The sequence below is a fragment of the Streptomyces uncialis genome (genome assembly GCF_036250755.1).
Taxonomy (GTDB): Bacteria; Actinomycetota; Actinomycetes; order Streptomycetales; family Streptomycetaceae; genus Streptomyces; species Streptomyces uncialis.
The window spans coordinates 6,281,673-6,307,786 of record NZ_CP109583.1 but is presented as its reverse complement, the minus strand read 5'-3'; the positions used below and the strand labels follow the sequence as shown (position 1 = coordinate 6,307,786).

Sequence of the window (26,114 nt, the reverse complement as noted above, 5' to 3'; positions counted from 1 at the left end):
GTGGTCCGACGGTCCGGGGCTGCGGTCCAGGTCGGCGGTCCGGCCCCGCTTCCCGGGGTGGCGGTCCCGGTCAACGACGTCCCGGGAAGCACCGACCCCGGGCAGTGCTCGGGATCGGTACTCGGGGTCGGTGCTCGGGATCGGTGCTCGCTCGGGATCGGTGCTCGGGTCAGCCCTTGGCGAGGCGCCAGGCGGTGGGCAGCGCGCCCATCGCCAGGGCCGCCTTGAGGGCGTCACCGATCAGGAAGGGCGTCAGGCCCGCGGCGACCGCGCCGGTCAGCGACAGCGGAGTGCTCGCGGCCAGGTAGGGGACTCCGACGGCGTAGATGATGGCCGAGCCGATCACCATCGTGCCCGCCGTGCGCAGCACCGAGCGGTCGCCGCCGCGACGGGCGAGGGCGCCCACGACGGTCGCGGCGAGCAGCATGCCCAGCACATAGCCGAACGTCGCGCCGCCCGCGCCGGAGGTGCCGTTCGCGAACCAGGGCATGCCCGCCATGCCGACGAGCGCGTACAGGGCCAGCGCGAGGAAGCCGCGGCCCGCGCCGAGCGAGGTGCCGACGAGGAGCGCCGCGAAGGTCTGGCCCGTCACGGCCACCGGCGAGCCGGGGACCGGGACGACGAGCTGGGCGGCGATCCCGGTGAGCGCGGCGCCGCCGACCACGAGGACGGCGTCCCGGACCCGGGCCCGGGCCACCGAGGAGGCGGGGAGGAGGTCGGCGAGGACCTCGCCGGGGCGGACGGAGATGGGTGCGGTGCTCAACGGGGCTCCCCGGTGCTGGCGACGGTTCGGAACACGGCGACGCTATCCCAGGGGTCGCGCGGCGATCACCGTCAGCGGCCGACAAGGGCGTCACCGGGCGTTGGTGCGGTCTCCACAAAGCCCCTGCGGGAATCCCGGGGTCAAGGTGACACTGGTCACTGCGGCGCTGTGGAGTCCCACCAAAGCGCCCCCGGAGGACGGCCGTCCGGGACGCGCCCCGGCCGCGGGCCCGGCCCCCGTCGGCCCCCGGGCCGGGCCCGCGCGACCGGGCCCGGCCCCGCTCCCGTTCGGCTCCCGTCCTCCTACCCACCGTCCCCGTCCGCGCTCCCATCGGCCCGCGGGCGGAGGCCGGTTCCCGCCGCCGCCGGGACTCCACCGGCTCCCGTCCGCCCCCCGCTCCGGCCCTGGTCGGCCATCGGGCCGCACCCGCCCCACGCGCGCTTCGCGGGGATCTCCGCACGCCCCCCGCACGCGTGTGCGGGCCCTCCACACCCTTCACGCTCCCCCCTCACCCCGGTTCCGCCGACGCCTTGGGCGCGCCACGCTTGTACGTCACACTGATGGCTCCCCCACCACCCCCACCTCACGGAAGTCCCTCACACCATGGCTCGAACAGGCGCCGACGCGCGCGTGGAATCAGGTCCGGATCCGGCCGAGGGCGCCGGTGCGGCGGGCCCCGGGAAGGCGCCGGACGGGGCGCTGGGGCACGGCCTCAAGCAGCGCCATCTGTCGATGATCGCCCTCGGCGGGGTGATCGGCGCGGGTCTCTTCGTGGGCTCCGGGGCCGGGATCGCCGCGGCGGGTCCGTCGATCGTGGTGGCGTACGCGAGCTCCGGGCTGCTGGTGATGCTCGTGATGCGGATGCTGGGCGAGATGTCGGCGGCGTACCCGTCGTCCGGGTCGTTCTCGGCGCACGCGGAGCGCGCCATCGGCCCCTGGGCGGGCTTCACCGCCGGATGGGCCTACTGGGTGCTGCTGTGCACGGCCGTCGGCCTGGAGGCCATCGGGGCCGCCTCGATCGTCACCGGGTGGCTGCCCGGCACCCCGCAGTGGGCGTGGGTCGCGCTGTTCATGGCGGTGTTCTGTCTGTCGAACCTGGCGGCGGTGCGCAACTTCGGTGAGTTCGAATTCTGGTTCGCCGCGCTCAAGGTCGGCGCGATCGCCCTCTTCCTGATCCTGGGCGCCCTGGCCATCGCCGGACTGCTGCCCGGGACGGACGCCCCCGGCACCTCCCATCTGACCGGCGACGGCGGATTCCTGCCGAACGGCACCGAGGGACTGGTGATCGGACTGCTGGCGTCGGTGTTCGCGTACGGCGGGCTGGAGACGGTGACCATCGCGGCGGCCGAGTCCGAGGACCCGGTGCGGGGTGTCGCGACGGCGGTGCGGACCGCGATGTGGCGTATCGCGCTGTTCTACATCGGGTCGATGGCCGTGATCGTCACCCTGGTGCCGTGGGACGACAAGAACATCGTCGACAAGGGCCCCTATGTGGCCACCCTCGACACCCTGGGCATCAGCGGCGCCGGACAGATCATGAACGTCGTCGTCCTGGTGGCCCTGCTGTCCGCGATGAACGCCAACATCTACGGCGCCTCCCGGATCGCGTACTCGCTCGTCGCGCGCGGACAGGGGCCGAAGGTGCTGGGCCGGGTGACGGGGCAGGTGCCCCGGGTCGCGGTGCTGGCGTCGTCGGTGTTCGGGTTCCTGTGCGTGCTGCTGAGCTACTGGCGGCCCGACGACATCTTCAGCTGGCTGCTCAACATGATCGGGGCGGTGATCCTGGTCGTCTGGATCTTCATCGCCGTCTCGCAGCTGATGCTGCGGCGGCGGATCGAGCGGGAGGAGCCGGAGCGGCTGACCGTGCGCATGTGGGCGTACCCGGGGCTGACCTGGGTCTCGCTGGCGGCGATGGCGGGCATCTTCGTCCTGATGGCCCGCCAGCCGGGCACCCGGGTGCAGCTGTACTCCACCGGGGCGATGGTGCTGGCGCTCGCGCTGGGCGGGTACCTGTGGCAGCGGCTGCGCTCCCGCGCGGGGCGCGAGGAGTGATCCGGCAGGCCGGTCGTTCCTGAGTGAAGGGGGTCCCCATGGGGCCCCCTTCGGCTTTGCCGTGCGGTCCGTGCGGTCCGCGCGATGCGCCTACGGCGCCGTCGCACAGAGCCTCGCCGTGCTCCGTTCGCCGGACGGGGGTGGCCCTGCGTCCGCGTTTTACTGCTGGTAGCGTGCAGATGCAAGTACATTGCAATAAGAGGTCAGAGGGGACCGCGATGGCCGTCTACACACTTCCCGAACTGCCGTACGACTACTCCGCGCTCGCGCCGGTGATCAGCCCCGAGATCATCGAGTTGCACCACGACAAGCACCACGCCGCGTACGTGAAGGGCGCCAACGACACCCTGGAGCAGCTGGAGGAGGCCCGGGACAAGGACCAGTGGGGCTCCATCAACGGCCTCCAGAAGAACCTGGCCTTCCATCTGTCGGGCCACATCCTGCACTCCATCTACTGGCACAACATGACCGGTGACGGCGGTGGCGAGCCCCTGTCCGCCGACGGCGTGGGCGACCTCGCCGACGCGATCGCCGACTCGTTCGGCTCGTACGCCAACTTCAAGGCGCAGCTGACCAAGGCGTCGGCCACGACGCAGGGCTCCGGCTGGGGCGTCCTCGCCTACGAGCCGGTGAGCGGGAAGCTGATCGTGGAGCAGGTGTACGACCACCAGGGCAACGTCGGCCAGGGCTCGACGCCGATCCTCGTGTTCGACGCCTGGGAGCACGCGTTCTACCTCCAGTACCGCAACCAGAAGGTCGACTTCATCGACGCCATGTGGGCGGTCGTCAACTGGCAGGACGTGGCCAAGCGCTACGCCTCGGCCAAGCAGCGGGTGGACAACCTCATCCTGGCGCCCTGACGGCACGTCCGCAGCGCGGCGCGCGCCGCACCCCGGGTCAGGGCCGCTTCCGGGGCAGGCGCACCCAAGATCCTGCTCGTGATCGTCTTCTCACCGATCCACCGGGCAGGTGAAGTAACGGAAGGTCCCGCGAGGACATGACTCGCGGGGCCTTCCGCGTTTCCGGTGAGCGATCCCGGGGCGTTCCCTGGTGAGCGGGACCGGTCGGTGGTCCGGTCGGTGATCCCGGTGAGCGTTCCCGGGGTGCGGGGAAGCGGCAGGTCAGGGCCGGTTGTCAGACCCCGGTGGCACGCTTGGGGGCATGGACAAGACGGAGTTCTGGGACCTGGTGGGGCGGGCCCGCGCCGATGTGGCCGCGAGGGCGGTACCGGCAACGGGTGGCGGGTCGGCGCCGGGCAGCGGGTCGCGGCCGGGTGACGGGTCAGGGGCCGGCAGCGGGTCGGGGGCTCGGGCGGACGGGGAGGGTGGTGGAGCCGGGCGGCCGGACACCCGTGCGGTGGCCGACCGCGTCGCCGAACTGCTGGCCGAGCGGCCCGCCGAGCACATCAGCGCCGCCCAGCAGGTCCTGTGGGACCTGATGGCCGAGTCGTACCGGGCCCCGCTGTGGGCCGCCGCGTACACGGTCAACGGCGGCTGCTCGGACGACGGCTTCGACTACTTCCGGGCCTGGCTGATAGGCCAGGGCCGTGAGGTGTTCGAGCGGGTGGTGGCCGACCCGGACGCGCTGGCCGGGCTGGACGCGGTACGTGAGGTGGCCGGCAGCTGGGCCGAGCTGGAGTGCGAGCGTGTGCTCGGCGTCGCGTGGGACGCGCACCACGCGGCCACCGGCGAGCAGCTGCCCGCGACATGGAGCGTCAGCTACGCGCCCCTCGACCCCGACTGGTCCTTCGACTTCGACGACGAGCGGGAGATCGCCCGCCGACTCCCGGCGCTCGCCGCGCTGTTCTTCAAGGACGGGACCGATGAGGCCGATGGGACCGCCGAGGGCGACGCGACCGGGAGGGCCGACGACCGTGACGGCACCGGCGCGGCGCCGGAGGAGGACGGAGGCGCGCGGTGACGGGAGCGGGGCGGTGACCGGCGGGGGGCGTCGGTACGGAGTGCGGTGCCGCCGCGTGAGCCACGGGGTGCGGCGCCGGTTCGAGGTACGGCGCCGAGGGGAGGCGGCGGGCCCCGGACCGGGGTGCGGGGCCCGCCGCCTCAGAGGTGTCAGTCGAAGACCGGGCCCTGGGTGCGGGTCCGCTTGATCTCGTAGAAGCCGGGAATGGACGCGACCAGCAAGGTCCCGTCCCACAGCTTCGCGGCGTCCTCGCCCTTGGGCGACGGGGTGACCACGGGACCGAAGAAGGCGACCTGCTCACCGTCCGCGCCGGGGACGGCGATGACAGGGGTGCCCACCTCCTGGCCGACCAGGTCGATGCCCTCCTTGTGGGAGGCGCGCAGCTCCGCGTCGAACTCGTCGGACTCCGCGTAGTCGGCGAGCGACTCCGGCAGCCCGGCGTCGGCCAGCGCGCCGAGGACCGCCTCACGGTTCGGGCCCTCGCCCCGGTTGTGGAAACGGGTGCCCAGCGCGGTGTACAAGCGGCCGACGACCTCGTCGCCGTGCTTCTGCTGGGCGGCGATCACGACACGCACCGGGCCCCACGCCTGCCGGATTCCCTCGCGGTACTGCTCGGGGAGCTCGTCGAGCTTGTCCTCGTTGAGCACGGAGAGGCTCATCACATGCCAGCGGACCTCGACATCCCGCACCTTCTCGACCTCCAGCATCCAGCGGGAGGTCATCCAGGCCCAGGGGCATATGGGATCGAACCAGAAGTCGACGGGAGTCTTCTGCGACGTCTCAGCCATGTCTCTCCTCAGCGCCCGGAGGCGCGCACACGTGGGTAGGGACTGCACTCATCTGTGAAGAACACCACAGGTCACCCAGGGCATTCCCGGTCGGCGGACCCTGGTGGGGCGCCCCCTCCGGGCACGGGCGCCCATGGCAGGATCGACCACCGGGTGCCGGGACCAGCGCGTACCGGGACCAGCGAGTGACCAGCACGTACTCAGACCAAGCGAGCCACAAGGGAGTGCCGCCCGTGCCCGGTGAGAATCTGTCCCGTGACGAGGCCCAGGAGCGGGCCGCGCTGCTGTCCGTCGACGGTTACGAGGTCGCCCTCGACCTGCGCTCCGCGATCGGGGACGTGGAGGACGAGCCGCGCACGTTCCGGTCCGTGACCACGATCCGGTTCCGCTGCGCCGAGCCCGGGGCCACGAGCTTCGCGGACCTCGTCGCGCCCCAGGTCACGTCGGTGTCCCTCAACGGCAAGGACCTCGACCCGGGCGCCGTCTTCGACGGTTCGCGGATCGCGCTGGAGGATCTCGCCGAGGAGAACGAACTGGTGGTTGACGCGCGTTGCGCGTACAGCCGCACCGGTGAGGGCATGCACCGCTTCGTCGACCCGGAGGACGGCGAGGTCTATCTGTACACGCAGTACGAGCCCGCCGACGCGCGCCGGGTGTTCACCACCTTCGAGCAGCCCGACCTGAAGGCCCCGTTCCGCTTCGAGGTACGGGCCCCGGAGGGCTGGACGGTGTGGGGCAACGGCGCCGGGGAGCAGGTGGACGGGGTCTGGCGGTTCGCGGAGACCAAGCCGATCTCCACGTACATCACGGCCGTCGTGGCCGGGCCTTACCACTACGTGACGGACAGCTACAGCCGGACGTTCGCGGACGGGACGACGCTGGAGATCCCGCTGGGCGCGCTGTGCCGCAAGGGCCTCGCCAGGCACTTCGACGCGGACGACGTGTTCCTGGTGACGAAGCAGGGCCTGGACTTCTTCCACGACCACTTCGACTACCCGTACCCGTTCGGCAAGTACGACCAGGCGTTCGTCCCCGAGTACAACCTCGGCGCGATGGAGAACCCGGGCTGTGTGACCTTCCGGGAGGAGTACATCTTCCGGGGCAAGGTGACCCGGGCGGCGTACGAGGCGCGGGCGAACGTCATCCTGCACGAGATGGCGCACATGTGGTTCGGCGACCTGGTGACCATGCGGTGGTGGGACGACCTGTGGCTGAAGGAGTCGTTCGCCGACTTCATGGGCGCGTTCTCGATGGTCGGGGCCACCCGGTTCACCGACGGCTGGATCACCTTCGCCAACAACCGCAAGGCCTGGGCGTACCGCGCGGACCAGCTGCCGTCCACCCATCCGATCACGGCCGACATCCGTGATCTGGAGGCCGCCAAGCTGAACTTCGACGGGATCACGTACGCCAAGGGCGCCTCCGTCCTCAAGCAGCTCGTGGCGTACGTCGGTCAGGACGCTTTCCTGGAGGGCGCCCGCCGCTACTTCAAGCGGCACGCGTACGGCAACACCGAGCTGAGCGATCTGCTGACCGTGCTGGAGGAGACCTCCGGCCGGGACATGACCGCCTGGTCGCGCGCCTGGCTCCAGACCGCCGGGCTGAACGCGCTGACCCCGCAGGTGCTGCTGACCGCCGAGGGGCGGATCAGTGAGCTGGCGGTGCTCCAGGAGGCCCCGGAGGCGTATCCGCAGCTGCGTCCGCACCGGATCGCGGTGGGGCTGTACGCGCGCGAGGACGTGAGCGGGGAGCTGGTGCGCTACGCGCGCGCCGAGGTCGACGTCGACGGGCCCCGGACCCTGGTTCCGGAGCTGGTCGGCGAGCGCGCCCCGGAGCTGGTGCTGGTCAACGACGACGACCTCACGTACTGCAAGATCCGTTTCGACGAGAACTCCCTGGAGACCCTGCGGGAGCGGCTCGGTGACCTGACCGACCCGCTGGCGCGGGCGCTCGTGTGGTCCGCCCTGTGGAACCTCACCCGGGACGCGCTGATGCCCACCCGCGACTTCGTCGACCTGGTGCTGCGGTTCGCCGGGCGGGAGACCGACATCGGGGTGCTCCAGATGCTGCACACCTGGGTGCGCTCGGCGGTCACCCACTACGCGGCGCCCGAGTGGCGTGCGGAGGGCGGCGCCGCGCTGGCGCAGGGGGCCGTGCGGGAGCTGCGTATCGCCGAGCCGGGCAGTCAGCACCAGCTCGTCTGGGCGCGTTTCCTCGCCGCGACGGCCTGCGCCGACACCGAACTCGGGCTGCTGGCGGGACTCCTGGACGGCACCGCGCGCATCGACGGCCTCGACGTCGACCAGGAACTGCGCTGGGCGTTCCTGGAGCCGCTGGCCACGTACGGGGCGGTCGGTGAGGACGCGATCGCGGCGGAACTGGCCCGGGACGACACGGCGTCCGGGCGGCGCCACCAGGTGCGGTGTCTGGCCGCGCGACCCCTCGCGGAGGTCAAGGCACGTGCCTGGGCCGACGTGGTGGAGTCCGACACGCTGTCCAACGCGCTGGTCGAGGCGACCATCGCCGGGTTCGCCCGCCCGTCGCAGCGGGAGCTGATCGCGCCGTACACGCCGAAGTACTTCGCCGCGATCGAGCGGGTGTGGGCCGAGCGGTCCATCCAGATCGGTATGGACGTGGTGCGGGGCCTGTTCCCGGGTGTGCAGGGGGACAAGGCGACGCTGGACGCGGCCGACGCGTGGCTCTCCGAGCGGGCCGACGCGGCTCCCGCGCTGCGGCGGCTCGTGCTGGAGGCGCGGGACGACCTCGCGCGGGCACTGCGGGCGCAGGTGTGCGACGCGGGGGGTGTGGGCGCGGGTCTGTGACCTTGTGACCTCGGGGGTGCGGGCGCAGCTCTGTGACGGGGGTCGCCCGTTCACCGGGTGCCGGTCTTCCCCGTCCCCGGGTCGGTCACGGGTGGCCCCCGGGTGGTCGCGGGCGGCGGGTGGTTGTTCGGGGGGCCGTCCCGCGCCCGGGGCGGGTGCCCCCGTGCGCCCGCCTTTCGGGTGCGGGTCGCCCGGGGGATCGCACGGCGGCCGGGGACTCCGCGCCGGGACCCTGTCCACCGCCGCCCACCGGCCCGCCGCCGGGCGTGCGCGGGGGTGTTCGCGCCGGGACCCGGCGGTCCGGGTGTCAGGCTTTCGGGGGGGCGGGGGTTTCGGCGGGGATCGGACGGGCCCGAGGGTGGTCTTGTCCTGAAATGCCGACAGATACGTAACAGGGGTTCAAGGGGTGGTCGATGGTGGGGAGATTGCGGCCATGAACCACAACGCCCCGCTCTCGCCCCGCGCCCCTCAGCTCCCCCACCTCCGCGGTGCCGGTGATGTCCGGCTCCGCGTCCTGAGCGCCGCGCAGTTGCGGGTGCGCGGGGTGAGCGCCGCGGAGACCAACGCGCGGTGCCGTCCGGGCGGGGTCTGGCAGCAGTACCTCCCCGGTGTGTACCTGCTGCACCAGGGTCCGCCCACCAGCGAGGAGCGGCTGCACGCGGCCCTGCTGTACGCGGGCCGTCCGGTGGCCCGGAGCGGGGTGCCCGTGCCGGTGGCCCGGGGCGGGGTCCCCGTCCAGCCCGCCGCGCAGGAGCCGCCGGAGCAGTCCGAGCGCGGGGAGCGCGGCGGGGACGCGCCGCCGTACGGGGAACCGGCGCCGTACCGGGACGCGTTGGTGACCGGCGCGGCGGCTCTCGCGCTGTACGGGTTCCGTGGCGTGGCCGCGCTGCCGGCGCTCGACCGGTTCGACGTGCTGGTGCCCCGGACCCGCAGGCTGCGGTCGACGCCGTCGGTGCGGCTGGTGCGGACGGCGGCGCTCCCGACGGCACGGATGGTGGACGGGGTTCCCTTGGCACCCGTGGCCCGGGCGGTCGCCGACGCCGTCGCGCAGCTCACCGACGGGGGCACGGTCCGGACCCTGCTCACCGAGGCCGTCCGGGACGGGCACTGCGAACCGGCCTCCCTGGTGCGGGAGCTGACCCAGGCGCGGTTGCTGTCGCGTCCGTACGTGGTGGACGCGGTGGACGCGCTCCTCGCGGAGGGGCGGTCGGTGGCGGAGGACCGGCTGTACCGGATGGTGGCGGAGTACGGGCTGCCCGAGCCGGTGTGGAACGTGGATCTGCGGATTCCGGACGGTCCGTATCTGGGCGCGGTCGACGCGTTCTGGCCGGAGCACGCGGTCGCCGTGGAGCTGGACACCCGGGCGCCGCGGCCCGGGGGGCGTCAGGACGGGGCGGCGGAGCAGGCGGAGTGGGCCGAGTACGCGCGGCGGCGGGACCACCTGGAGCGGCTCGGGATCACGGTGGTGCATGTGACGCCCCGCAAGTTGCGGGACGGGTTGGAGCAGCAGGCCACGGTGGTGCGGGCCGCTCTGACCGCGGCGGGGGACCGGGAACCTGCGGCTTACGTCGCGGTTCTCCCCCGTTGAGTGCCTTGGCCGGCGCCCCTGGGTTTCTTGTGCGGGGCGCACATCGTTCCTGTGCTGTCGCTCGGCTTCGTAGGTCTGTCCGGCTGGGCGTACTTCGTTCCTGTGCCGTCGCTCGTGGGTTTCGCGCAGTTCCCCGCGGGTCGCCTTCGCTTGCGCTTCCCAGGTCTGTCCGGCTGGGCGTACTTCGTTCCTGTGCCGTCGTTCGGTGGTTTTGCGCAGTTCCCCGCGGGTCGCCTTCGCTTGCGCTTCCCAGGTCTGTCCGGCTGGGCGTACTCCGTTCCTGTGCCGTCGCTCGTCGGGTGCGCAGTTCCCCGCGCCCCTTTGGGGCGCCCCCTGTCGGTTCTTCGGGTCGGGGCCGGTCGGGATTCTCCGTCCTCGATCCGACACGCTCGGTACGACGTACATGTGGTCCTACTGAAGAGCATCGGAGTCTGCGAGCAGAGATTCCCGCCCACCCCCTCCCGCAGCCATGCGACTGCGCGAAGAGGATGGTCCAACCCCGCCCCCGCAGACGGAGAACAGCCCCAGGAGGGCGCCCCCAAAGGGGCGCGGGGAACTGCGCGAAAACGAGGACCGACCCGCGCCCGAAGAGCGACCGCAATGGGGCAGCACCTCAGGGGCGCGGGGAACTGCGCACCCCACGAACGACGGTACGGGGACGAGTGCGCCCACCCGGACAGACCTCGGGGGCGCGAGCGAGGCGGGTGGCTCAGGAAACGGGGGAACCGTCTGCGCAGAACTCCGCTTCCTCGATCGTTCCGGCGGCCTCCGTCCAGTCGCCGTTGAGGTTGTACGCCAGGACCCTGCGGCCGTCGCGTGTGCTCACGGCCTGGGAGAGGGAGCCGGGCATCCCGCCCCCGTGGCCCCAGAGCTGGACCCCGCAGCTCGTCGTGCGGCTGACGATGCCGAGCCCGTACCCCGCCCCCGGGTGCCGCGGGGACTCCACCGTGGTCGTCATCGCGGCGAGCTGCTCCGGCGGAAGCAGCCGGCCGCCCAGCAGCGCCGAGTAGAAGCGGGTGAGGTCGGCCGAGGTGGAGATGATCTCGCCGGCCGCGTGGGCGAGGGTCGGGCTGAAGTGCGTGACGTCGTGGACCCGGGTGGCCGCCGGGTCCGCGGAGAGCTTGGAGTAGGCGTGGCCGCTGGGACGCGGCATCCGGGGGTCGGCGCCCGGGACGGTGGTGGAGCTCAGTCCGAGCGGGCGGATGACACGGTCCCGGACGGTCTCGCCGTAGGGGCGGCCGGTGATCCGCTCGATGACCATCCCGGCGAGGACGTAGTTGGTGTTCGAGTAGTTCCAGGAGGTGCCGGGCGGGAAGTCCGCGGGATGCCGCAGGGCGATGCGTACCAGGTCCCCCGGAGCGACAGTGTGGTATGGGGTGCTCGTAGAACCCGGGGGCGCGGAAGTACTCGCGGTCGAAGTCCTCGTCGGCGGTGTAGTTGCGGATACCGCTGGTGTGGTTGAGGAGCTGGCGGACGGTGATCCGGCGGCCGTCGTGGCCGTGGCCCCGGACGAGTCCGGGCAGCCAGCGGTCGACGGTGTCGTCCAGGTCGAGTTGTCCGTCGGCCTCCAGTCGGAGCAGGGCGGCGGCGACGAAGGTCTTGGTGATGCTGCCGACGCGGTAGTGGTCGCCGGTGCCGCGCGGGGTACCGGCGCGCAGGTCACCCGTTCCGGCGGCGGAGCGCCAGACGCCCGCGTGGTCCCGGACCTGGGCGGTCACCCCGGGGACCCCCGCCCGGACCAGGTCCTCCAGGGCGCGCGCGGTCGGTCCGTGGTCGTCGCGCAGCGGCCGGACGGGGGCGACAGGGCGGAGGGGGCCGAACAGTGCGCGCGGTACGGCGGCGCGGGGACCCGGGTCCCGTACGGCGTCCGGTACGAGGGGCGGCGGGGTCGCGGCGACATCGCTGAGGATGCCGTACGGGACCGCGGGGACCGGGCCGGGCGGCGGGGCCACGGCGGACGGGATACGTACGGTCCCCCCGGGACCCGCCGCGTGGGCCGGGACGGTGAACGCGGTGACGGCGACCGCCGCCGCCATCCCCACGAGCGCGGTGCGCGCGCGTCCTGCTGCCATGTCTGCCCCTGCTCCTTCGGTCGTCACGGTCGGGCCGTCACGGACCGCCGGTCCGGTGGTGCGGACCGCGGCGCGCGAGAGCTCCTCCAGCAGGACACCCCGGATGGCGGGAGCGGTTGCCTCTTTCCCCGTGATCAGCCCCGATCAGGTGAACCGTCGTACCGGTTCGCGCTCTGTTCGTCCTGCGGGCGCGGTGGCACGCCGAACCGTCCGGCCGGTGGGCGTTCGCGCCACAGCCGCAGCCCGTGGTCCACGAGATCGACCCGGACGAGTCCGGGGACCTCGGCGAGCGGATGCCAGGCCGCCCGGTCGGTCGAGCCGTCCTTCTCGTCGCGCAGCGAACCGCCGGTCACCCGGGCCTCGTAGACGAGCCGCAGCGCGTGGACCTCGGCGGAGCGGCGCAGCGGGCGGGGTTCGCGGGGGCGCATCAGGGTGTCGGCGCCGAGCAGGGTGTGGGGTTCGACGCGGTAGCCGGTCTCCTCGGCGACCTCGCGGACACAGGTGTCGTACGGGTCCTCGCCGTGGTCCATGCCGCCGCCGGGCAGGGTCCAGCGGCGGGCGCCGTCGCGGGCGACCCATCGGGCGAGGAGGATCTGTCCGTCGTCCACGCAGACGGCGTAGGCAGCGACTCTCAGTACGTTCCGCATGCGCGCACGTTACGACGCGGCCCTCCGGACGGCGGGGACAAATGCGGCTTTCGCCCGCCATGCGGCCCATGGCGTATGGCGGAAGTGCGCCATGGGCACGACATGCCCCGGCCAACTCTCCCCAAACATCGACCTCGTACGTAAAGCTGAGCGGTCATCCGGCCCCGAAATCCGGAACAACGACGGACACGGTCGGTCACCACGACGACCGTCCCGGGCTCGGGCCCGGCGCGCGGCCGGACGGTCCGTCCGGCGGCGCGGCACCGGAAACGGTGTGGTGGACGCGCGTTGACCCGGGGCCGGGGAGACCCGAACCGTCCGCTCCTACACGTACAGGGATGCAGATGACCCCCAACCCCCAGCGGGCACCCCGCTCCGGTGCGAGACGCGCGGCACGCATAGCCGTGGCCGCGGGCCTGGTCGCCGCGCTCTCCGCCGCCGGCCCCCTGCCCTCGGCCTTCTCCGCGGACAGCGAGCCTGTCCCGGCCGACGCCGCCGTCAAGTCGGCCGACGAGAAGCTCGGTTCCGCCGACGCGGACCTCCTCGTCGCCGCCAAGGCCAGTGGCGCGAAGAACGTCACGATGATGATCGCCACCGCGCCCGGCGCGACCGAGCAGGTCAAGGACCAGCTCGACGCCGTCCAGGGCGGCTCGGTGGCCCGCACGCACGACAAGCTCGGCTATGTCCGCGCGACCGTCCCGACGGCGAAGGCCGAAGCGGCCATCGCGGCGGCCGGGAAGCTGCGGTCGGTGCACGGCATCGACCTGCGCCACGAGATCGAGCTGGACGACCCCTCCCCCTCCGGCGGCGCCAAGGGCACGTCCGGCAAGCGCTCCCCGGCCCCCGGCTCGTACCCGGCGCCGGGCCGTGACACCCCCGCGAAGAACCCGTACAACCCGTCCTTCGAGACGGGCGCGGTCGACTTCGTACAGCAGAACCCGAAGGCCGACGGCCGCGGTGTCACCATCGGGGTCATCGACTCCGGTGTGGACCTCGGACACCCGTCGCTCCAGAAGACGACGACCGGCGAGCGCAAGATCGTGGACTGGGTCACCGCGACCGACCCGATCCTCGACTCGGACGGCACCTGGCGGCGGATGACCAACCCGGTCACCGGACCCGACTTCACCTGGTCGAACACCACCTGGACCGCCCCCGCGGGCAGCTACCAGATCAGCACCTTCCGCGAGAGCGTCACCGCCAACGGCGACGCCAAGGGCGACCTGAACCGCGACGGCGACACCACCGACGTATGGGCGCTGCTGTACGACCCGGCCGCCGGGACCGTACGCGTCGACCTGAACAACAACCAGAACTTCACCGACGACTCGGCCCTGAAGCCCTACAAGGACGGCTTCCAGGTCGGGTACTTCGGTACGGACGACCCGGCGACGGCGATCGCCGAGCGGGTGCCGTTCGTGATCGAGATCCGCAAGGACGTGCCGACCGACCCGTACGGCGGTGACTGGGTCGGCAAGAAGGCCGACTTCGTCAACATCGGCATCATCGAGGGCGACCACGGCACCCATGTCGCCGGTATCGCCGCGGCCAACAGCCTGTTCGGCGGGAAGATGAACGGTGCCGCGCCCGGCGCCAAGGTCGTCTCCTCGCGCGCCTGTTCCTGGAGCGGCGGCTGCACCAACATCGCGCTGACCGAGGGCATGATCGACCTCGTCGTCAACCGCGGTGTGGACATCGTCAACATGTCCATCGGCGGGCTCCCCGCGCTGAACGACGGCAACAACGCGCGTGCCGAGCTCTACACACGTCTCATCGACACCTACGGTGTGCAGCTGGTCATCGCGGCCGGCAACGACGGTCCCGGTGTGAACACCATCGGTGACCCGGGCCTCGCGAGCAAGGTCGTCTCGGTCGGCGCGACGATCTCCAAGGAGACCTGGGCCGCCAACTACGGCTCCGGCGTCCGCAAGTCGTACGCGATGATCCCGTTCTCGTCGCGCGGACCGCGTGAGGACGGCGGCTTCGCCCCGGTCGTCTCCGCGCCCGGCGCGGCCATCAACACCACGCAGACCTGGACCGCGGGCGGTCCGGTCGCCGAGGCCGGCTACCAGCTGCCGCCCGGCTACTCGATGCTCCAGGGCACCTCGATGGCGTCCCCGCAGGCGGCGGGCGCCTCGGCGCTGCTGCTGTCGGCGGCGAAGCAGCGGGGCATCGACCTCACCCCGGCGAAGCTGCGCACCGCGCTGACCTCCACCACCAAGGAGGTCCGGGGCGAGCAGGCGCACGCGCAGGGCACCGGTCTGCTCGACGTGGTCGGCGCCTGGAAGTCGATCCGGCGCGGCGCGACCGCCCATGAGTACTCGGTCAAGGCCCCCGTCGACACCAACATCGACTGGGCGCTGAAGGACCCGGGCTTCGGCACCGGTCTCTACGACCGTGAGGGCGGCCTGAAGAAGGGCGAGCGCAAGACGTACGACGTGGTCGTCACGCGTACCTCCGGCCCCGACCGCCCGGTCCGCCATGAGCTGGACCTGGAGAACAACCACGAGAACACGTTCCGCATCGTCGGCGACGACGAGGTGCTGCTGCCGCTGAACAAGCCAGTGACCGTCAAGGTCCAGGCGCGTCCGGTCTCGGGCGGCGTGCACAGCGCGATCCTTGAGGTGGACGACGAGCGCACCGAGGGCGTCGACCACCAGATCATGTCGACGGTCGTGGTCTCCACGCCGATCGCCAAGCCGTCGTCGGTGTTCTCGGCGTCCGGTGTCTCGACGCGCAACAGCCACCAGTCGTACTTCGTGACGGTCCCCGAGGGCGCGAAGAGCCTTGAGGTCAAGATGAGCGGCCTGGCCGCCAAGAGCCAGACCCGGTTCATCACGCTGCACCCGTACGGCGTGCAGATGGAGGACTCCAGCACCATCTTCTGCTACCCGAACTACGAGCACCCGCTGAACCAGTGCCGTCCCGACGTGCGCTCGTACCTCAACCCGACGCCGGGCGTCTGGGAGATCGAGGTCGAGTCGCGCCGTACGTCGCCGCTGCTGGACAACCCGTTCAAGCTGGACGCGACGGTGCTGGGCGCCTCCTTCGACCCGGCGACCCAGTCGCTCCCCGAGGCGAAGGTCGGCGTCCCGGCCCCCGTCTCCTGGAAGGTCACGAACAACTTCGCGAAGCTGGAGGGCGCGCTGAAGGGCGGTCCGCTCAGCTCCGCCAAGTCGCAGCGGCCGTCGATCGGTGAGGGGGAGAGCCAGAGGTTCGAGGTCACCGTGCCGCAGGGCACGGCCAGGCTCGACGCCTCGATCGGCAACACGGCGATCGCCAGCGCCGACCTGGACCTCTTCCTGTACGACGCGGCGGGCAACCTCCTCGCGGACGACGCGGACGCGAACTCCGAGGAAGCGGTGTCGGTGCGCAACCCGGCGGCCGGGACGTACACCGTCGAGGTCGTCGGCTACGCGGTGCAGAACGGCCCCACCGCGTACGACTACCTCGACCTGTTCGTCGCGCCCTCGCTGGGCTCGATCACGGTCGACGAGACGAAGCGGTTCCCGCTGGGTCTCGGCAGCTCGGTGCAGGTCCCGGCCGAGGTCGTCGCGAACTCCTCGGTCGCCGCCGACCGTCAGCTCCAGGGCGATGTGCAGCTCGTCAACGAGCGCGGTTCGGTCACAGGTGTCGGCAGCGTGAGGGTCGACAAGGTCGTTCCGTAGTACCGCGTACCGGGTCCGGGGCCACGCGGCCCCGGTGATCCGCCGGTACGCGCCAGGGGCGGGCTCCTTCGGGAGTCCGCCCCTTTCCCGTGTCCCGAGCCTCGCGGCCCCCGGTCAGCCGCGTGGTCCGGCGCCGTCGCACTCGATCGCCTTCGCGCCGGGCAGCGCCCCTACGACCAGCTCACGCAGTTCCGCCATGTCCTCGCCGGTGGCCCAGTTGTCGGGGTGGTCCTCGCCCTTCGGGACGCTGATGAGGGTGCGCTGACCGGGCGTCAGCCGGGGGTCGACGTCGTGGTCCATGGTGACGGTGATGCGCCCTGGTCCCTTGTCCGGCTTGTAGTGCCGCTCGACGTCCAGGGTGATCCGGTCGCGCGGGGCGCCCGGGACGGGTTCCACCCGGGTGACCGTCCCCTCGAAGATGAGACGCGAGCAGGCGACGAAGCCCTCCGGGCCGAGCGAGGCGTTGTCGCCCTTGCGGTCCGCGTCCGACGGGAGCGGTCGCGTGGCCGGCTCCCCGGCGGCCTTGGCGCTCTCGGAGCTCGCGCCGAGACCGCCCGTCGCGTTCAGCCAGCTCACCCCGGCCGCCAGCGCGGCGACACAGGTCAGCGCCGAGACGCCGACCGCGAACCGCCGGGCGATCCGGCGACCGTCCCGCCGGCCGGGCGGGCGACGGGACGCGGGGCGGGGGGCTCTGGACGCGGCGGGGGCGGGAGTGGGGACGGGGGGCGCCTCCGGGTCCGGGGTCGGGGCCGTGCCGGAGGACGGGGCGGAGGACGGGTCGGGGGGCGGGTCGGAGGGACCGGCGGCACCGGAAGGGTCCGAGGCCGGGTCGGGGGACGGGTCGCGGGCGAGGGTGTCGCCCAGGAGCCGGAGTCCGGCGCGGAGTTCGGCGAGGTCGGCGACGGCCGCGCGATGGGCGGCGGCGGTCGCCGGATCGGCGGACCGTCCGGGGGGCAGGGGCTCGTCCAGGATCGCCGACATCAGTACGTCGTCGTGGGGCAGCTCCTCGGTCATCTCACACCACCTCGTCCTCGTGCAGCCGCGCGCGCAGGGCCCGTACCGCCGTGTACAGCCTGCTCTTGACCGTGCCCTCCGGGACGCCGAGCCGGTCCGCGATCTCCCGTACCGGCAGGTCGGCGTAGAAGCGCAGCACGATCACCTGGCGCTGGCTGTCCGGGAGGCCGTCCAGCCCCTGGGCGAGGGCGACCGACAGGACCCGGGTGTCCTCGCCGCCGCCCGGCTGCTCGGCGGGCAGCGAGGCGAGACGTTCACCGACGCGTTCCTGACGGCGTCTGGAGCGGTGCCAGTCCATCGCGAGGTTGGAGGCGACCACGGCGGCCCACGCCGCCACGTCACGGGGTGCCTCCTGCCCCTTCGCCGCGCGCTCCAGCAGCCGCAGCCGGACCTGCTGCACCCCGTCCGGCAGGTCCGACCGCGGCACTCCCCCGAGCGCCAGGACCGCGCGTACCCGGTCCTCCTGTGCCGCGTCCAGCGGGTCCGCGTCCCGGGCGGTCTCCCGGGACGGCTCCCGGACCGTGTCCCGGACTCGTCGCCACAGCAATGGCCGCTCCTCCCCTCGCCCCGCGCTCCGGGGTCCCCCGGGCCCTGTGTCGCTCCTATGACGCCGGAGGACACGGAAACGTTCGAACGGGTTCTCCGCCCGGTCCGCGCGCACGGAAGGTGGGACCCGGGCGCTGCGGAGTGACCGGGCGTCCCACTTCCCGGGAAGAGGGACGCTGGATTGGACACACGGGACGTGGACAGACGCATCATGGAACCGTTCGGCCGTCCTTGTACGTCAGCAGAGGTGTACGTACGGGGACGAAACACCTCAGAATCCCCGTACAGCGCGGTACGGACGCCGTAGTACACCCGGGCGGGCAGCCGACGCCCCGGGGCACAGCACCCAGAAGGAGTCACCGTGAGGATCGGAATCGTCGGAGCCACCGGTCAGGTGGGCACGGTCATGCGCAAGGTGCTCGCCGAGCGGGACTTCCCGGTCGGCGTGCTGCGCCTGTTCGCCTCGGCCCGGTCCGCCGGTTCCACGATCGACTGGAAGGGCACCGCGGTCACCGTCGAGGACGCCGCCACCGCCGACTACAGCGATCTGGACATCGTGCTGTTCTCCGCGGGCGGCGCGACCTCCCGCGCGCTCGCGGAGAAGGTCGCCGCGCAGGGCGCCGTCGTGATCGACAACTCCTCCGCGTGGCGGCGGGACCCCGGGGTGCCCCTGGTGGTGTCCGAGGTGAACCCGCACGCGATCGCCGACCGGCCCAAGGGGATCATCGCCAACCCGAACTGCACCACGATGGCCGCGATGCCCGTACTGCGTCCGCTGCACGAGGAGGCCGGGCTCGAAGCGGTGGTCGTGGCGACGTACCAGGCGGTGTCCGGGTCCGGGGTCGCCGGGGTCGCCGAGCTGCACGGACAGGTGCAGAAGGTCGTGGCCGACGCGGACAAGCTCACGCACGACGGGGACGCCGTGGACTTCCCCGAGCCCGCGGTCTACCAGCGGCCCATCGCGTTCAACGTCGTGCCCCTCGCCGGGAGCGTCGTGGACGACGGTTCCTTCGAGACCGACGAGGAGCAGAAGCTGCGGCACGAGTCCCGCAAGATCCTGGAGATCCCGGAGCTGAAGGTGTCCGGGACCTGTGTGCGGGTGCCGGTCTTCTCGGGGCACTCGCTCCAGATCAACGCGAGGTTCGCGCGGCCGATCAGTGTGGAGCGCGCGTACGAGCTGCTGGGCGGGGCGCCCGGGGTGGTGCTGTCCGAGATCCCCACGCCGCTTCAGGCCGCGGGGCGGGACGCGTCGTACGTGGGGCGTATCCGGGACGACGAGACCGTCGCGCACGGGCTGGCGCTGTTCGTCTCCAACGACAACCTCCGCAAGGGCGCTGCGCTGAACGCTGTGCAGATCGCGGAGCTGGTTGCCGCCAGCCTTTCGTCGTAGCGGGGCCCGTGCGGGGGCCCGTAGCTGTTCCGGGTCCCCGTGGTCGGTCCGGTGCCCGTGTCTGTGGGTTCCACCCGTGGGTGGTTCCGTCGCTGCGCGGGTTCCGGTCGGCTTCGCGCAGTTCCCCGCGCCCCTGGGGTTCCCCGGCTGATCGTGCTTGTTCCTGTGCGGTACTCGGTGGTTTCGCGCAGTTCCCCGCGCCCCTTTGGGGCCACCCGTGGATGGTTCCGTCGCTGTGCGGGTACCGGTCCGTTTTGCGCAGTTCCCCGCGCCCCTGGGGTTCCACGGCTGATCGTGCTTGTTCCTGTGCGGTACTCGGTGGTTTCGCGCAGTTCCCCGCGCCCCTTTGGGGCCACCCGTGGGTGGTTCCGTCGCTGTGCGGGTTCCGGTCGGCTTCGCGCGGTTCCCCGCGCGCCTGGGGTTCCCGGCTGATCGTGCTTGTTCCTGTGCGGTACTCGGTGGTTTCGCGCGGTTCCCCGCGCGCCTGGGGTTGACCGGGCGCGGGGAACTGGGCGGGGGCGGGTCAGGGGTGGGGGCGGTGGATGGTGAAGAGCAGGCAGCCGTGTTCCGCTGCTCTCAGCTGGACCAGGGCCACCGCCGGGTCCGCGAACGCCTCGTCCAGTGCCTCGTCGAGAGCGGGGGTCGGCTCCTGGGGGATCTCCATGAACCGTCCTCCGGTGATCCGCCCGTCCGCGTCGTAGCGCCGCAGCACCCGCAGCGCCCCGGGCCGGGCGAACGGATACCCGGCCGCACCGGCCACGGGCCCCCCGCAGTCCTCCGCGTGGATGAAGACGGGCCCCTGCTCGTCGTACGCCCCGGGACGGGCCCAGCGCTCGGCGGCCCAGCGCCGCAGCGGCGCGTACGACACTAGCGCGACGGACTCACCGGGGCGGCTGCGCCGCAGACAGCACCGCAGCGGCGCCCCGCCCTCCTCGTCGGTGTACGCCTCGCACGCGTGTCCGGCGTCATCAGCGGCCCTCAGCTGCGTCAGGGTGGCCGGGTCGATGGGGTGGGCGGGGTGGCGCGGGCGCGAAGTGGTCGTGGTCATGGTCATGCCCTCAGCGTGCCTCCCCCACCAGCGGGTTTCCGGCGGAATCCGGACCTCGTGCCCGACGCGCGCGGACGGCCCGATATCCCAGGGCGATCGCCCGGCGGCGCATGGAAGGATGACGGGAAACGTCACGAATACGTCATGCGACCTAGGAGATGACCGCGTGCCTGGCACGAACCTGACCCGCGAAGAGGCGCAGCGCCGCGCCGCGCTGCTCACCGTGGACTCGTACGGGATCGATCTCGATCTCGGCGGCGCCCAGGAGGGCGGGACGTACCGGTCGGTGACGACGGTCCGTTTCGACTCCGCCGAGGCGGACGCGGAGACCTTCATCGACCTGGTCGCCCCCGAGGTCCACGAGGTGGTGCTGAACGGCACCGCGCTCGACCCGGCGGCCGTCTTCGCCGACTCGCGGATCACCCTGCCGGGGCTGCTGGCGGGGCGCAACGAGCTGCGTGTGGTCGCGGACTGCGCGTACACGAACACCGGTGAGGGTCTGCACCGCTTCGTGGACCCGGTGGACCAGCAGGCGTATCTGTACACGCAGTTCGAGGTGCCGGACGCGCGGCGGGTGTTCGCGTCGTTCGAGCAGCCGGACCTGAAGGCCGCGTTCCAGTTCACCGTGAAGGCGCCCGCCGGGTGGACGGTGATCTCCAACTCGCCGACGCCGGAGCCCAAGGACGACGTGTGGGTCTTCGAGCCGACCCCGCGTATCTCGACGTACATCACGGCGCTGATCGTGGGCCCGTACCACGCGGTGCACAGTGTGTACGAGAAGGACGGGCAGTCCGTGCCGCTCGGCATCTACTGCCGTCCGTCGCTCGCGGAGTTCCTGGACGCGGACGCGATCTTCGACGTGACCCGTCAGGGCTTCGAGTGGTTCCAGGAGAAGTTCGACTACGCGTACCCGTTCGCGAAGTACGACCAGCTCTTCGTGCCGGAGTTCAACGCGGGCGCGATGGAGAACGCGGGCGCGGTGACCATCCGCGACCAGTACGTGTTCCGCTCGAAGGTGACGGACGCGGCGTACGAGGTCCGCGCGGAGACGATCCTCCACGAGCTGGCGCACATGTGGTTCGGTGACCTGGTCACCATGGAGTGGTGGAACGACCTGTGGCTGAACGAGTCGTTCGCCACGTACACGTCGATCGCCTGCCAGGCGTACGCGCCGGGTTCGCGCTGGCCGCACTCGTGGACGACGTTCGCGAACTCGATGAAGACATGGGCGTACCGGCAGGACCAGCTGCCGTCGACGCATCCGATCATGGCGGAGATCAGCGATCTGGACGATGTCATCGTCAACTTCGACGGCATCACGTACGCGAAGGGCGCCTCCGTCCTCAAGCAGCTCGTCGCCTATGTCGGCATGGACGAGTTCTTCAAGGGCGTGCAGAAGTACTTCAAGGCGCACGCGTACGGCAACACCCGGCTGTCGGACCTGCTGGGCGCGCTGGAGGAGACCTCCGGCCGTGATCTGAAGAACTGGTCCAAGCTGTGGCTGGAGACCGCCGGGATCAACATCCTGCGGCCCGAGATCTCCACCGGCGCGGACGGGGTGATCACCTCCTTCGCGGTCCGTCAGGAGGCACCCGCGCTGCCCGCCGGGGCGAAGGGCGAGCCGACGCTGCGCCCGCACCGGATCGCGGTCGGTTTCTACGACCTGGACGGCGCGGGCAAGCTGGTGCGCGGTGAGCGGGTCGAGCTGGACGTGGACGGCGAGCTGACCGACGTACCGCAGCTGGTCGGCAAGGCGCGGCCGGCGGTCGTGCTGCTCAACGACGACGACCTGTCGTACGCGAAGGTCCGGCTCGACGAGGCGTCGCTGGCGTTCGTCACCGAGCACCTGGGCGACTTCGCCGAGTCGCTGCCCCGGGCGCTGTCCTGGGCGTCGGCGTGGGACATGACGCGGGACGCGGAGCTGCCGGCGCGCGAGTATCTGGAGCTGGTGCTCTCGGGGATCGCGAAGGAGTCCGACATCGGGGTCGTCCAGTCGCTCCAGCGGCAGGTCAAGCTCGCGCTGGACCTGTACGCGGCGCCGTCCTGGCGGGAGGCGGGGCTGACCCGCTGGACCGACGCGACGCTGGCGCATCTGCGGGCCGCCGAGGCGGGCGGCGACCATCAGCTGGCGTGGGCGCGGGCCTTCGCGGCGACCGCCCGTACGCCCGAGCAGCTCGATCTGCTGGAGGCGCTGCTGGACGGTACGCGGACGATCGAGGGGCTGGCCGTCGACACCGAGCTGCGGTGGGCGCTGGTGCAGCGGCTCGCGGCGGTGGGCCGGTTCGACGAGGCGGAGATCTCCGCGGAGTACGAGCGGGACCGGACGGCCGCGGGTGAGCGGCACGCGGCTGCCGCGCGGGCCGCGCGGCCCACGGCGGAGGCGAAGGCCGAGGCGTGGGCGTCCGTCGTGGAGTCGGACCAGCTGCCCAACGCGGTGCAGGAAGCGGTGATCGCGGGCTTCGTGCAGACGGATCAGCGTGAGCTGCTGGCTCCCTACACGGAGAAGTACTTCGCCGCGGTGAAGGGCGTCTGGGAGTCCCGTTCGCACGAGATGGCCCAGCAGGTGGTGGTGGGGCTGTACCCCGTGCTCCAGGTGTCTTCGGGGACCGTTGAGGCCACCGACGCGTGGGGCGCTGCCGCTGGGCCCGGGGCGTCGTTGCTCCGCCTCGTTTCCGAGGCGAAGTCGGGGGTCGAGCGGGCCCTGCGGGCGCAGTCCGCCGACGCATCGGCGTAACCCCGCCCTCCCCGGGGCCGGTCACCCCTCCGGTGCCCGGCCCCGGGGTTCCGCGTCCGGGGGTTCCGGTCCCCCGTCCCCCGGGTTTCCTGTGCGGGTCGCCTTCGCTCGCGCTTGTGAGGTCCGTCCGGGTGGGCCCACTTGTCCCTGTGCGGGTCGTCCGTGGGTGCGCAGTTCCCCGCGCCCCTGGATGCTGCCCCATTGCGGTCGCTCTCCGGGTGCGGGTCCGCCCTCGTCCTTTGCGCAGTTCCCCGCGCCCCTTAGGTTGCGCCCCTTACGGTTCCCGTTCGGGTGCGGATGGTCCCTGGTTGCTCGCGCAGTTCCCCGCGCCCCTGGGGTTCCATACCTGGGCGTACTTGTTCCCGTGCGGGTCGGACAGGGGTGCGCAGTTCCCCGCGCCCCTGGATGCTGCCCCGTTGCGGTCGCTCTTCGGGTGCGGGTCCGCCCTCGTCTTTTGCGCAGTTCCCCGCGCCCCCTAGGTTGCGCCCCTTACGGTTCCCGTTCGGGTGCGGGTGGTCCCTGGTTGCTCGCGCAGTTCCCCGCGCCCCTGGGGTTCCCCACCTGGGCTTACTTGTTCCCGTGCGGGTACTCCGTGGGTGCGCAGTTCCCCGCGCCCCTGAAGGGGCCCTCAGCCCCTTGCTGTTGCTTGTCCCCCCTCCTCGCGCAGTCGCATGGCTGCGGGAGGGGGTGGGCGGGAATCTCTGCCCGCAGACTCCGATGCTCTTCAGTCGGGCAAGGGGGATGTCCGACCGAGCGCGTTGGAGCGAGGACGGAGAATCCCGACCGGCACCGACCCGAAGAACCGACCGGATGCGCCCCAAAGGGGCGCGGGGAACTGCGCACCCCACGGGCGACGGCACAGGAACGAAGTACGCCCAGCCGGACAGACCTGAGAAGCGCAAGCGAAGGCGACCCGCACAGGTACCTATGGCGCGACCCGCAGGTCAGACCGCTTCGGGACGGCCGGAACCTCGGCGCCCGGGGCAGCAACCGACGGGGTACGGGTCGAACGAGGGCGGACGGTCACTTGACCGGCAACCGTCGCGGCGAACGCGACCCCCATTCCCACCACCTGAAGCGGCGTCAGCGCCTCCCCCAACGCGATCCACCCGATCACCGCCGCGGTCAGCGGCGACAGCGGTCCGAGGAACGTCACCTGCGTGGCGGACAGCGTCCCGATCCCCCGGAACCACAGCCAGTACGCGATCGCCGTGTTCGCGACCGCCAGATACAGGTACCCGGCGACGGCCCGCCCGTCGAGCGCGGGCGGCGCGCCCTCGACCGCGAGGGCGAGCGGAGCCATCAGCAGCCCGCCCCAGGCCAGCTGCCATCCGGTGAGCGCCAGCGGCCCCACCCCCGCGGGCCGCCCCCACCGCTTCGTGAGCACGACCCCCGCCGACATCGAAAGGCTGGAGCCGACAGCCGCGGCGACCCCGATCGTGTCGAAGGACCCGGTCGCCCTGAGCACCACGAGACTCACCCCGAGCGCCGCCGCGATCCCGGTGAGCAGCGTCCGGGTGGTGGGCCGCTCGGAGAGCAGCAGCGCGGCGAACCCGGCGACGAACAGCGGTCCGAGCGACCCGACGACCGCGGCCATCCCCCCGGGCAGCCGGTACGCGGAGAGGAACAGCAGGGGGAAGAAGACCCCGATGTTCAGCGCGCCGAGCACCGCGGACTTCCACCACCAGGCCCCGGTGGGCAGCAGCCGGGTGATCGCGAGGAGGGCGAGTCCGGCGGGCAGTGCCCGCATCAGCCCGGTGAACAGGGGGCGGTCGGGTGGCAGGAACTCCGTGGTCACCGCGTAGGTGGAGCCCCAGGAGACGGGGGCGAGCGCGGTGAGGGCGATGGTGGCGGTGCGGTTCATGGCGTCCCCCCGGGGAGCGTGGCCGGTCGGCCCGTACGAGCGACGGTCGCTCGCACATAAGTAGATTAGCCGTAAGCTACTTCTAGTCAAGCCTCTCGCCACTAATTCACTTTTCGGGAAGCAGCTCGTTTACAAGCAAGCGACCGCTCGTCGATAATTCCCCCATGAACCAGCTCCCCCCGGCGCCCCCGCCGGACCCCGTCGACGCGATCATCGGCCAGTGGGCCAGGACGCGGCCCGAACTCGACACCCGGGCCATGGAGGTGTTCGGCCGGGTCTTCCGGCTGTCCCGTGCCGTGACCGACAAGATGGAGAAGGCGTACGAGCGCTACGGCATCAGCCGCGGCGAGTTCGACGTCCTGGGCACCCTGCGCAGATCAGGGGAGCCGTACACGCTCTCCCCCCGGCAGCTCTCCGCGACGCTGATGCTGACGACCGGGGGCATGACGGGGCGGCTGGACAAGCTGGAGCGGGCCGGACTGCTGCGCCGCGCGCCCGATCCGCACGACCGGCGGGGGCTACGGGTGAGCCTGACGGAGGAAGGGCTCGCGCTGGTGGACCGGGCGGTCGTCGCCGGGCTCGACATCCAGCGCGCGCATCTGTCCGTCCTCGACGACAGCCAGGCGGAGGAACTGGCCGCGCTGCTGCGTCCACTGCTCGCGCGGGCCGAGGAGCCGGGCGGCGCGGACTCGGACAAGGACACGGGGGCGGGGGCGGACACAGGCCGGGAGAAGGGCTGAGCCGGGCCTCACGCCCAGCCGTCCCATGCCCGGCCCCACGCTGGGACTCGCACCCGGGCCCGCGCCCAGTCCCGCACCTGGGCCCCGTACCCGGGCCCACGCAGCACGAGGGCGGCGACCGCGCCGGAACGCGGTCGCCGCCCTCGTGGCGGAGTCGGCGGAGGTCAGCCCTGCTTCGGCTGCTTGGCGGGCCGGTCGGCCACCATCACCAGACCGGCGATCACCAGGAACAGCACGATCGGGGTGACCACGAAGAGCCCCAGCGTCTCCACGACGCTCAGGCGGGGAGCCGGGTCGTCACCGTCGTCGCGGGTCAGCGCGAGCGCGGGGGACGACATGAGCAGCATCATCAGCGTCGTGCCGGAGGCCAGGGCGCCGGCGCGCAGGGCGTTCTTCTTCACGGTGCCAACGTAGCGAACGCCCGGACGCCACGCGCGCCCGGGGTCCCGTACACGCCG

The 26,114-nt window shown here is 72.2% G+C and carries 18 protein-coding genes and 1 pseudogene; 9 read left to right on the top strand and 10 right to left on the bottom strand.

What is annotated here, in order from left to right:
• Nucleotides 1-169: 169 nt before the first annotated feature.
• Entirely contained in the window at nt 170-763 is a 594-nt protein-coding gene (locus OG711_RS26295) for a biotin transporter BioY (protein ID WP_329560812.1), read from the bottom strand.
• 603 nt (nt 764-1,366) lie between these two features.
• Here OG711_RS26295 and OG711_RS26290 point away from each other — a divergent pair.
• The 3 genes from OG711_RS26290 (at nt 1,367) to OG711_RS26280 (ending at nt 4,735) form a co-directional block, all read left to right on the top strand.
• Complete coding sequence (locus tag OG711_RS26290) at nt 1,367-2,815, top strand: amino acid permease (protein WP_079185072.1); 1,449 nt, start codon at nt 1,367-1,369, stop codon at nt 2,813-2,815.
• A 218-nt stretch (nt 2,816-3,033) separates the two neighbouring features.
• A complete protein-coding gene (locus tag OG711_RS26285; protein ID WP_073793734.1) occupies nt 3,034-3,675 on the top strand; it encodes a superoxide dismutase in 642 nt (213 codons plus the stop codon).
• A 301-nt stretch (nt 3,676-3,976) separates the two neighbouring features.
• Nucleotides 3,977-4,735: a DUF4240 domain-containing protein gene (locus OG711_RS26280; protein WP_329560807.1), complete on the top strand. Its 759-nt coding sequence runs from the start codon at nt 3,977-3,979 to the stop codon at nt 4,733-4,735.
• Between the two features lie 149 nt (nt 4,736-4,884).
• Here OG711_RS26280 and OG711_RS26275 read toward each other — a convergent pair whose 3' ends face one another.
• Nucleotides 4,885-5,523, bottom strand: a complete 639-nt coding sequence (locus OG711_RS26275) for a DsbA family oxidoreductase (protein WP_073793736.1) — start codon at nt 5,521-5,523, stop codon at nt 4,885-4,887.
• 233 nt (nt 5,524-5,756) lie between these two features.
• Between OG711_RS26275 and pepN (OG711_RS26270) the strand changes: the two genes are divergently transcribed.
• Nucleotides 5,757-8,345 (top strand): aminopeptidase N, encoded by a 2,589-nt coding sequence (gene pepN / locus OG711_RS26270; protein ID WP_329560805.1) that lies wholly within the window; start codon nt 5,757-5,759, stop codon nt 8,343-8,345.
• A 433-nt stretch (nt 8,346-8,778) separates the two neighbouring features.
• Nucleotides 8,779-9,933, top strand: coding sequence for a hypothetical protein (locus OG711_RS26265; protein WP_329560803.1), 1,155 nt, complete (start codon nt 8,779-8,781; stop codon nt 9,931-9,933).
• Nucleotides 9,934-10,642: 709 nt separating this feature from the next.
• Here the strand turns inward: OG711_RS26265 and OG711_RS26260 are convergent.
• From OG711_RS26260 to OG711_RS26250, 3 genes and pseudogenes are all read right to left on the bottom strand, one after another.
• Nucleotides 10,643-11,266: a serine hydrolase domain-containing protein gene (locus OG711_RS26260; protein WP_329564043.1), complete on the bottom strand. Its 624-nt coding sequence runs from the start codon at nt 11,264-11,266 to the stop codon at nt 10,643-10,645.
• Nucleotides 11,267-11,405: 139 nt separating this feature from the next.
• Nucleotides 11,406-11,969 (bottom strand): annotated as a pseudogene (locus tag OG711_RS26255) (serine hydrolase); the annotation flags it as partial.
• 170 nt (nt 11,970-12,139) lie between these two features.
• On the bottom strand, nt 12,140-12,652 hold the full coding sequence (locus OG711_RS26250) for an NUDIX hydrolase (protein WP_266515574.1): 513 nt from the start codon (nt 12,650-12,652) through the stop codon (nt 12,140-12,142).
• A 344-nt stretch (nt 12,653-12,996) separates the two neighbouring features.
• Between OG711_RS26250 and OG711_RS26245 the strand changes: the two genes are divergently transcribed.
• Nucleotides 12,997-16,320: a S8 family serine peptidase gene (locus OG711_RS26245; protein WP_329560801.1), complete on the top strand. Its 3,324-nt coding sequence runs from the start codon at nt 12,997-12,999 to the stop codon at nt 16,318-16,320.
• Between the two features lie 114 nt (nt 16,321-16,434).
• Here the strand turns inward: OG711_RS26245 and OG711_RS26240 are convergent, their stop codons facing one another.
• Entirely contained in the window at nt 16,435-17,334 is a 900-nt protein-coding gene (locus OG711_RS26240; protein ID WP_329560799.1) for a hypothetical protein, read from the bottom strand.
• 1 nt (nt 17,335) lies between these two features.
• Nucleotides 17,336-17,878, bottom strand: a complete 543-nt coding sequence (locus tag OG711_RS26235; RefSeq protein WP_266518217.1) for a sigma-70 family RNA polymerase sigma factor — start codon at nt 17,876-17,878, stop codon at nt 17,336-17,338.
• A 363-nt stretch (nt 17,879-18,241) separates the two neighbouring features.
• On the opposite strand from OG711_RS26235, the gene OG711_RS26230 reads away from it, so the two are divergent.
• On the top strand, nt 18,242-19,270 hold the full coding sequence (locus OG711_RS26230) for an aspartate-semialdehyde dehydrogenase (RefSeq protein WP_329560797.1): 1,029 nt from the start codon (nt 18,242-18,244) through the stop codon (nt 19,268-19,270).
• A gap of 523 nt (nt 19,271-19,793) precedes the next feature.
• On the opposite strand, the gene OG711_RS26225 is transcribed toward OG711_RS26230, so the two are convergent.
• Nucleotides 19,794-20,324 (bottom strand): DUF1203 domain-containing protein, encoded by a 531-nt coding sequence (locus OG711_RS26225; protein WP_329560795.1) that lies wholly within the window; start codon nt 20,322-20,324, stop codon nt 19,794-19,796.
• Between the two features lie 160 nt (nt 20,325-20,484).
• Here OG711_RS26225 and pepN (OG711_RS26220) point away from each other — a divergent pair, with 160 nt between their 5' ends.
• Nucleotides 20,485-23,052, top strand: coding sequence for an aminopeptidase N (gene pepN / locus OG711_RS26220; RefSeq protein ID WP_329560794.1), 2,568 nt, complete (start codon nt 20,485-20,487; stop codon nt 23,050-23,052).
• Nucleotides 23,053-23,977: 925 nt separating this feature from the next.
• On the opposite strand, the gene OG711_RS26215 is transcribed toward pepN (OG711_RS26220), so the two are convergent.
• On the bottom strand, nt 23,978-24,916 hold the full coding sequence (locus OG711_RS26215) for an EamA family transporter (RefSeq protein WP_329560792.1): 939 nt from the start codon (nt 24,914-24,916) through the stop codon (nt 23,978-23,980).
• A gap of 164 nt (nt 24,917-25,080) precedes the next feature.
• On the opposite strand from OG711_RS26215, the gene OG711_RS26210 reads away from it, so the two are divergent.
• Complete coding sequence (locus OG711_RS26210; RefSeq protein ID WP_329560789.1) at nt 25,081-25,656, top strand: MarR family winged helix-turn-helix transcriptional regulator; 576 nt, start codon at nt 25,081-25,083, stop codon at nt 25,654-25,656.
• Between the two features lie 164 nt (nt 25,657-25,820).
• Here OG711_RS26210 and OG711_RS26205 read toward each other — a convergent pair whose 3' ends face one another.
• On the bottom strand, nt 25,821-26,006 hold the full coding sequence (locus tag OG711_RS26205) for a hypothetical protein (RefSeq protein WP_073794336.1): 186 nt from the start codon (nt 26,004-26,006) through the stop codon (nt 25,821-25,823).
• Between the last annotated feature and the right edge of the window lie 108 nt (nt 26,007-26,114).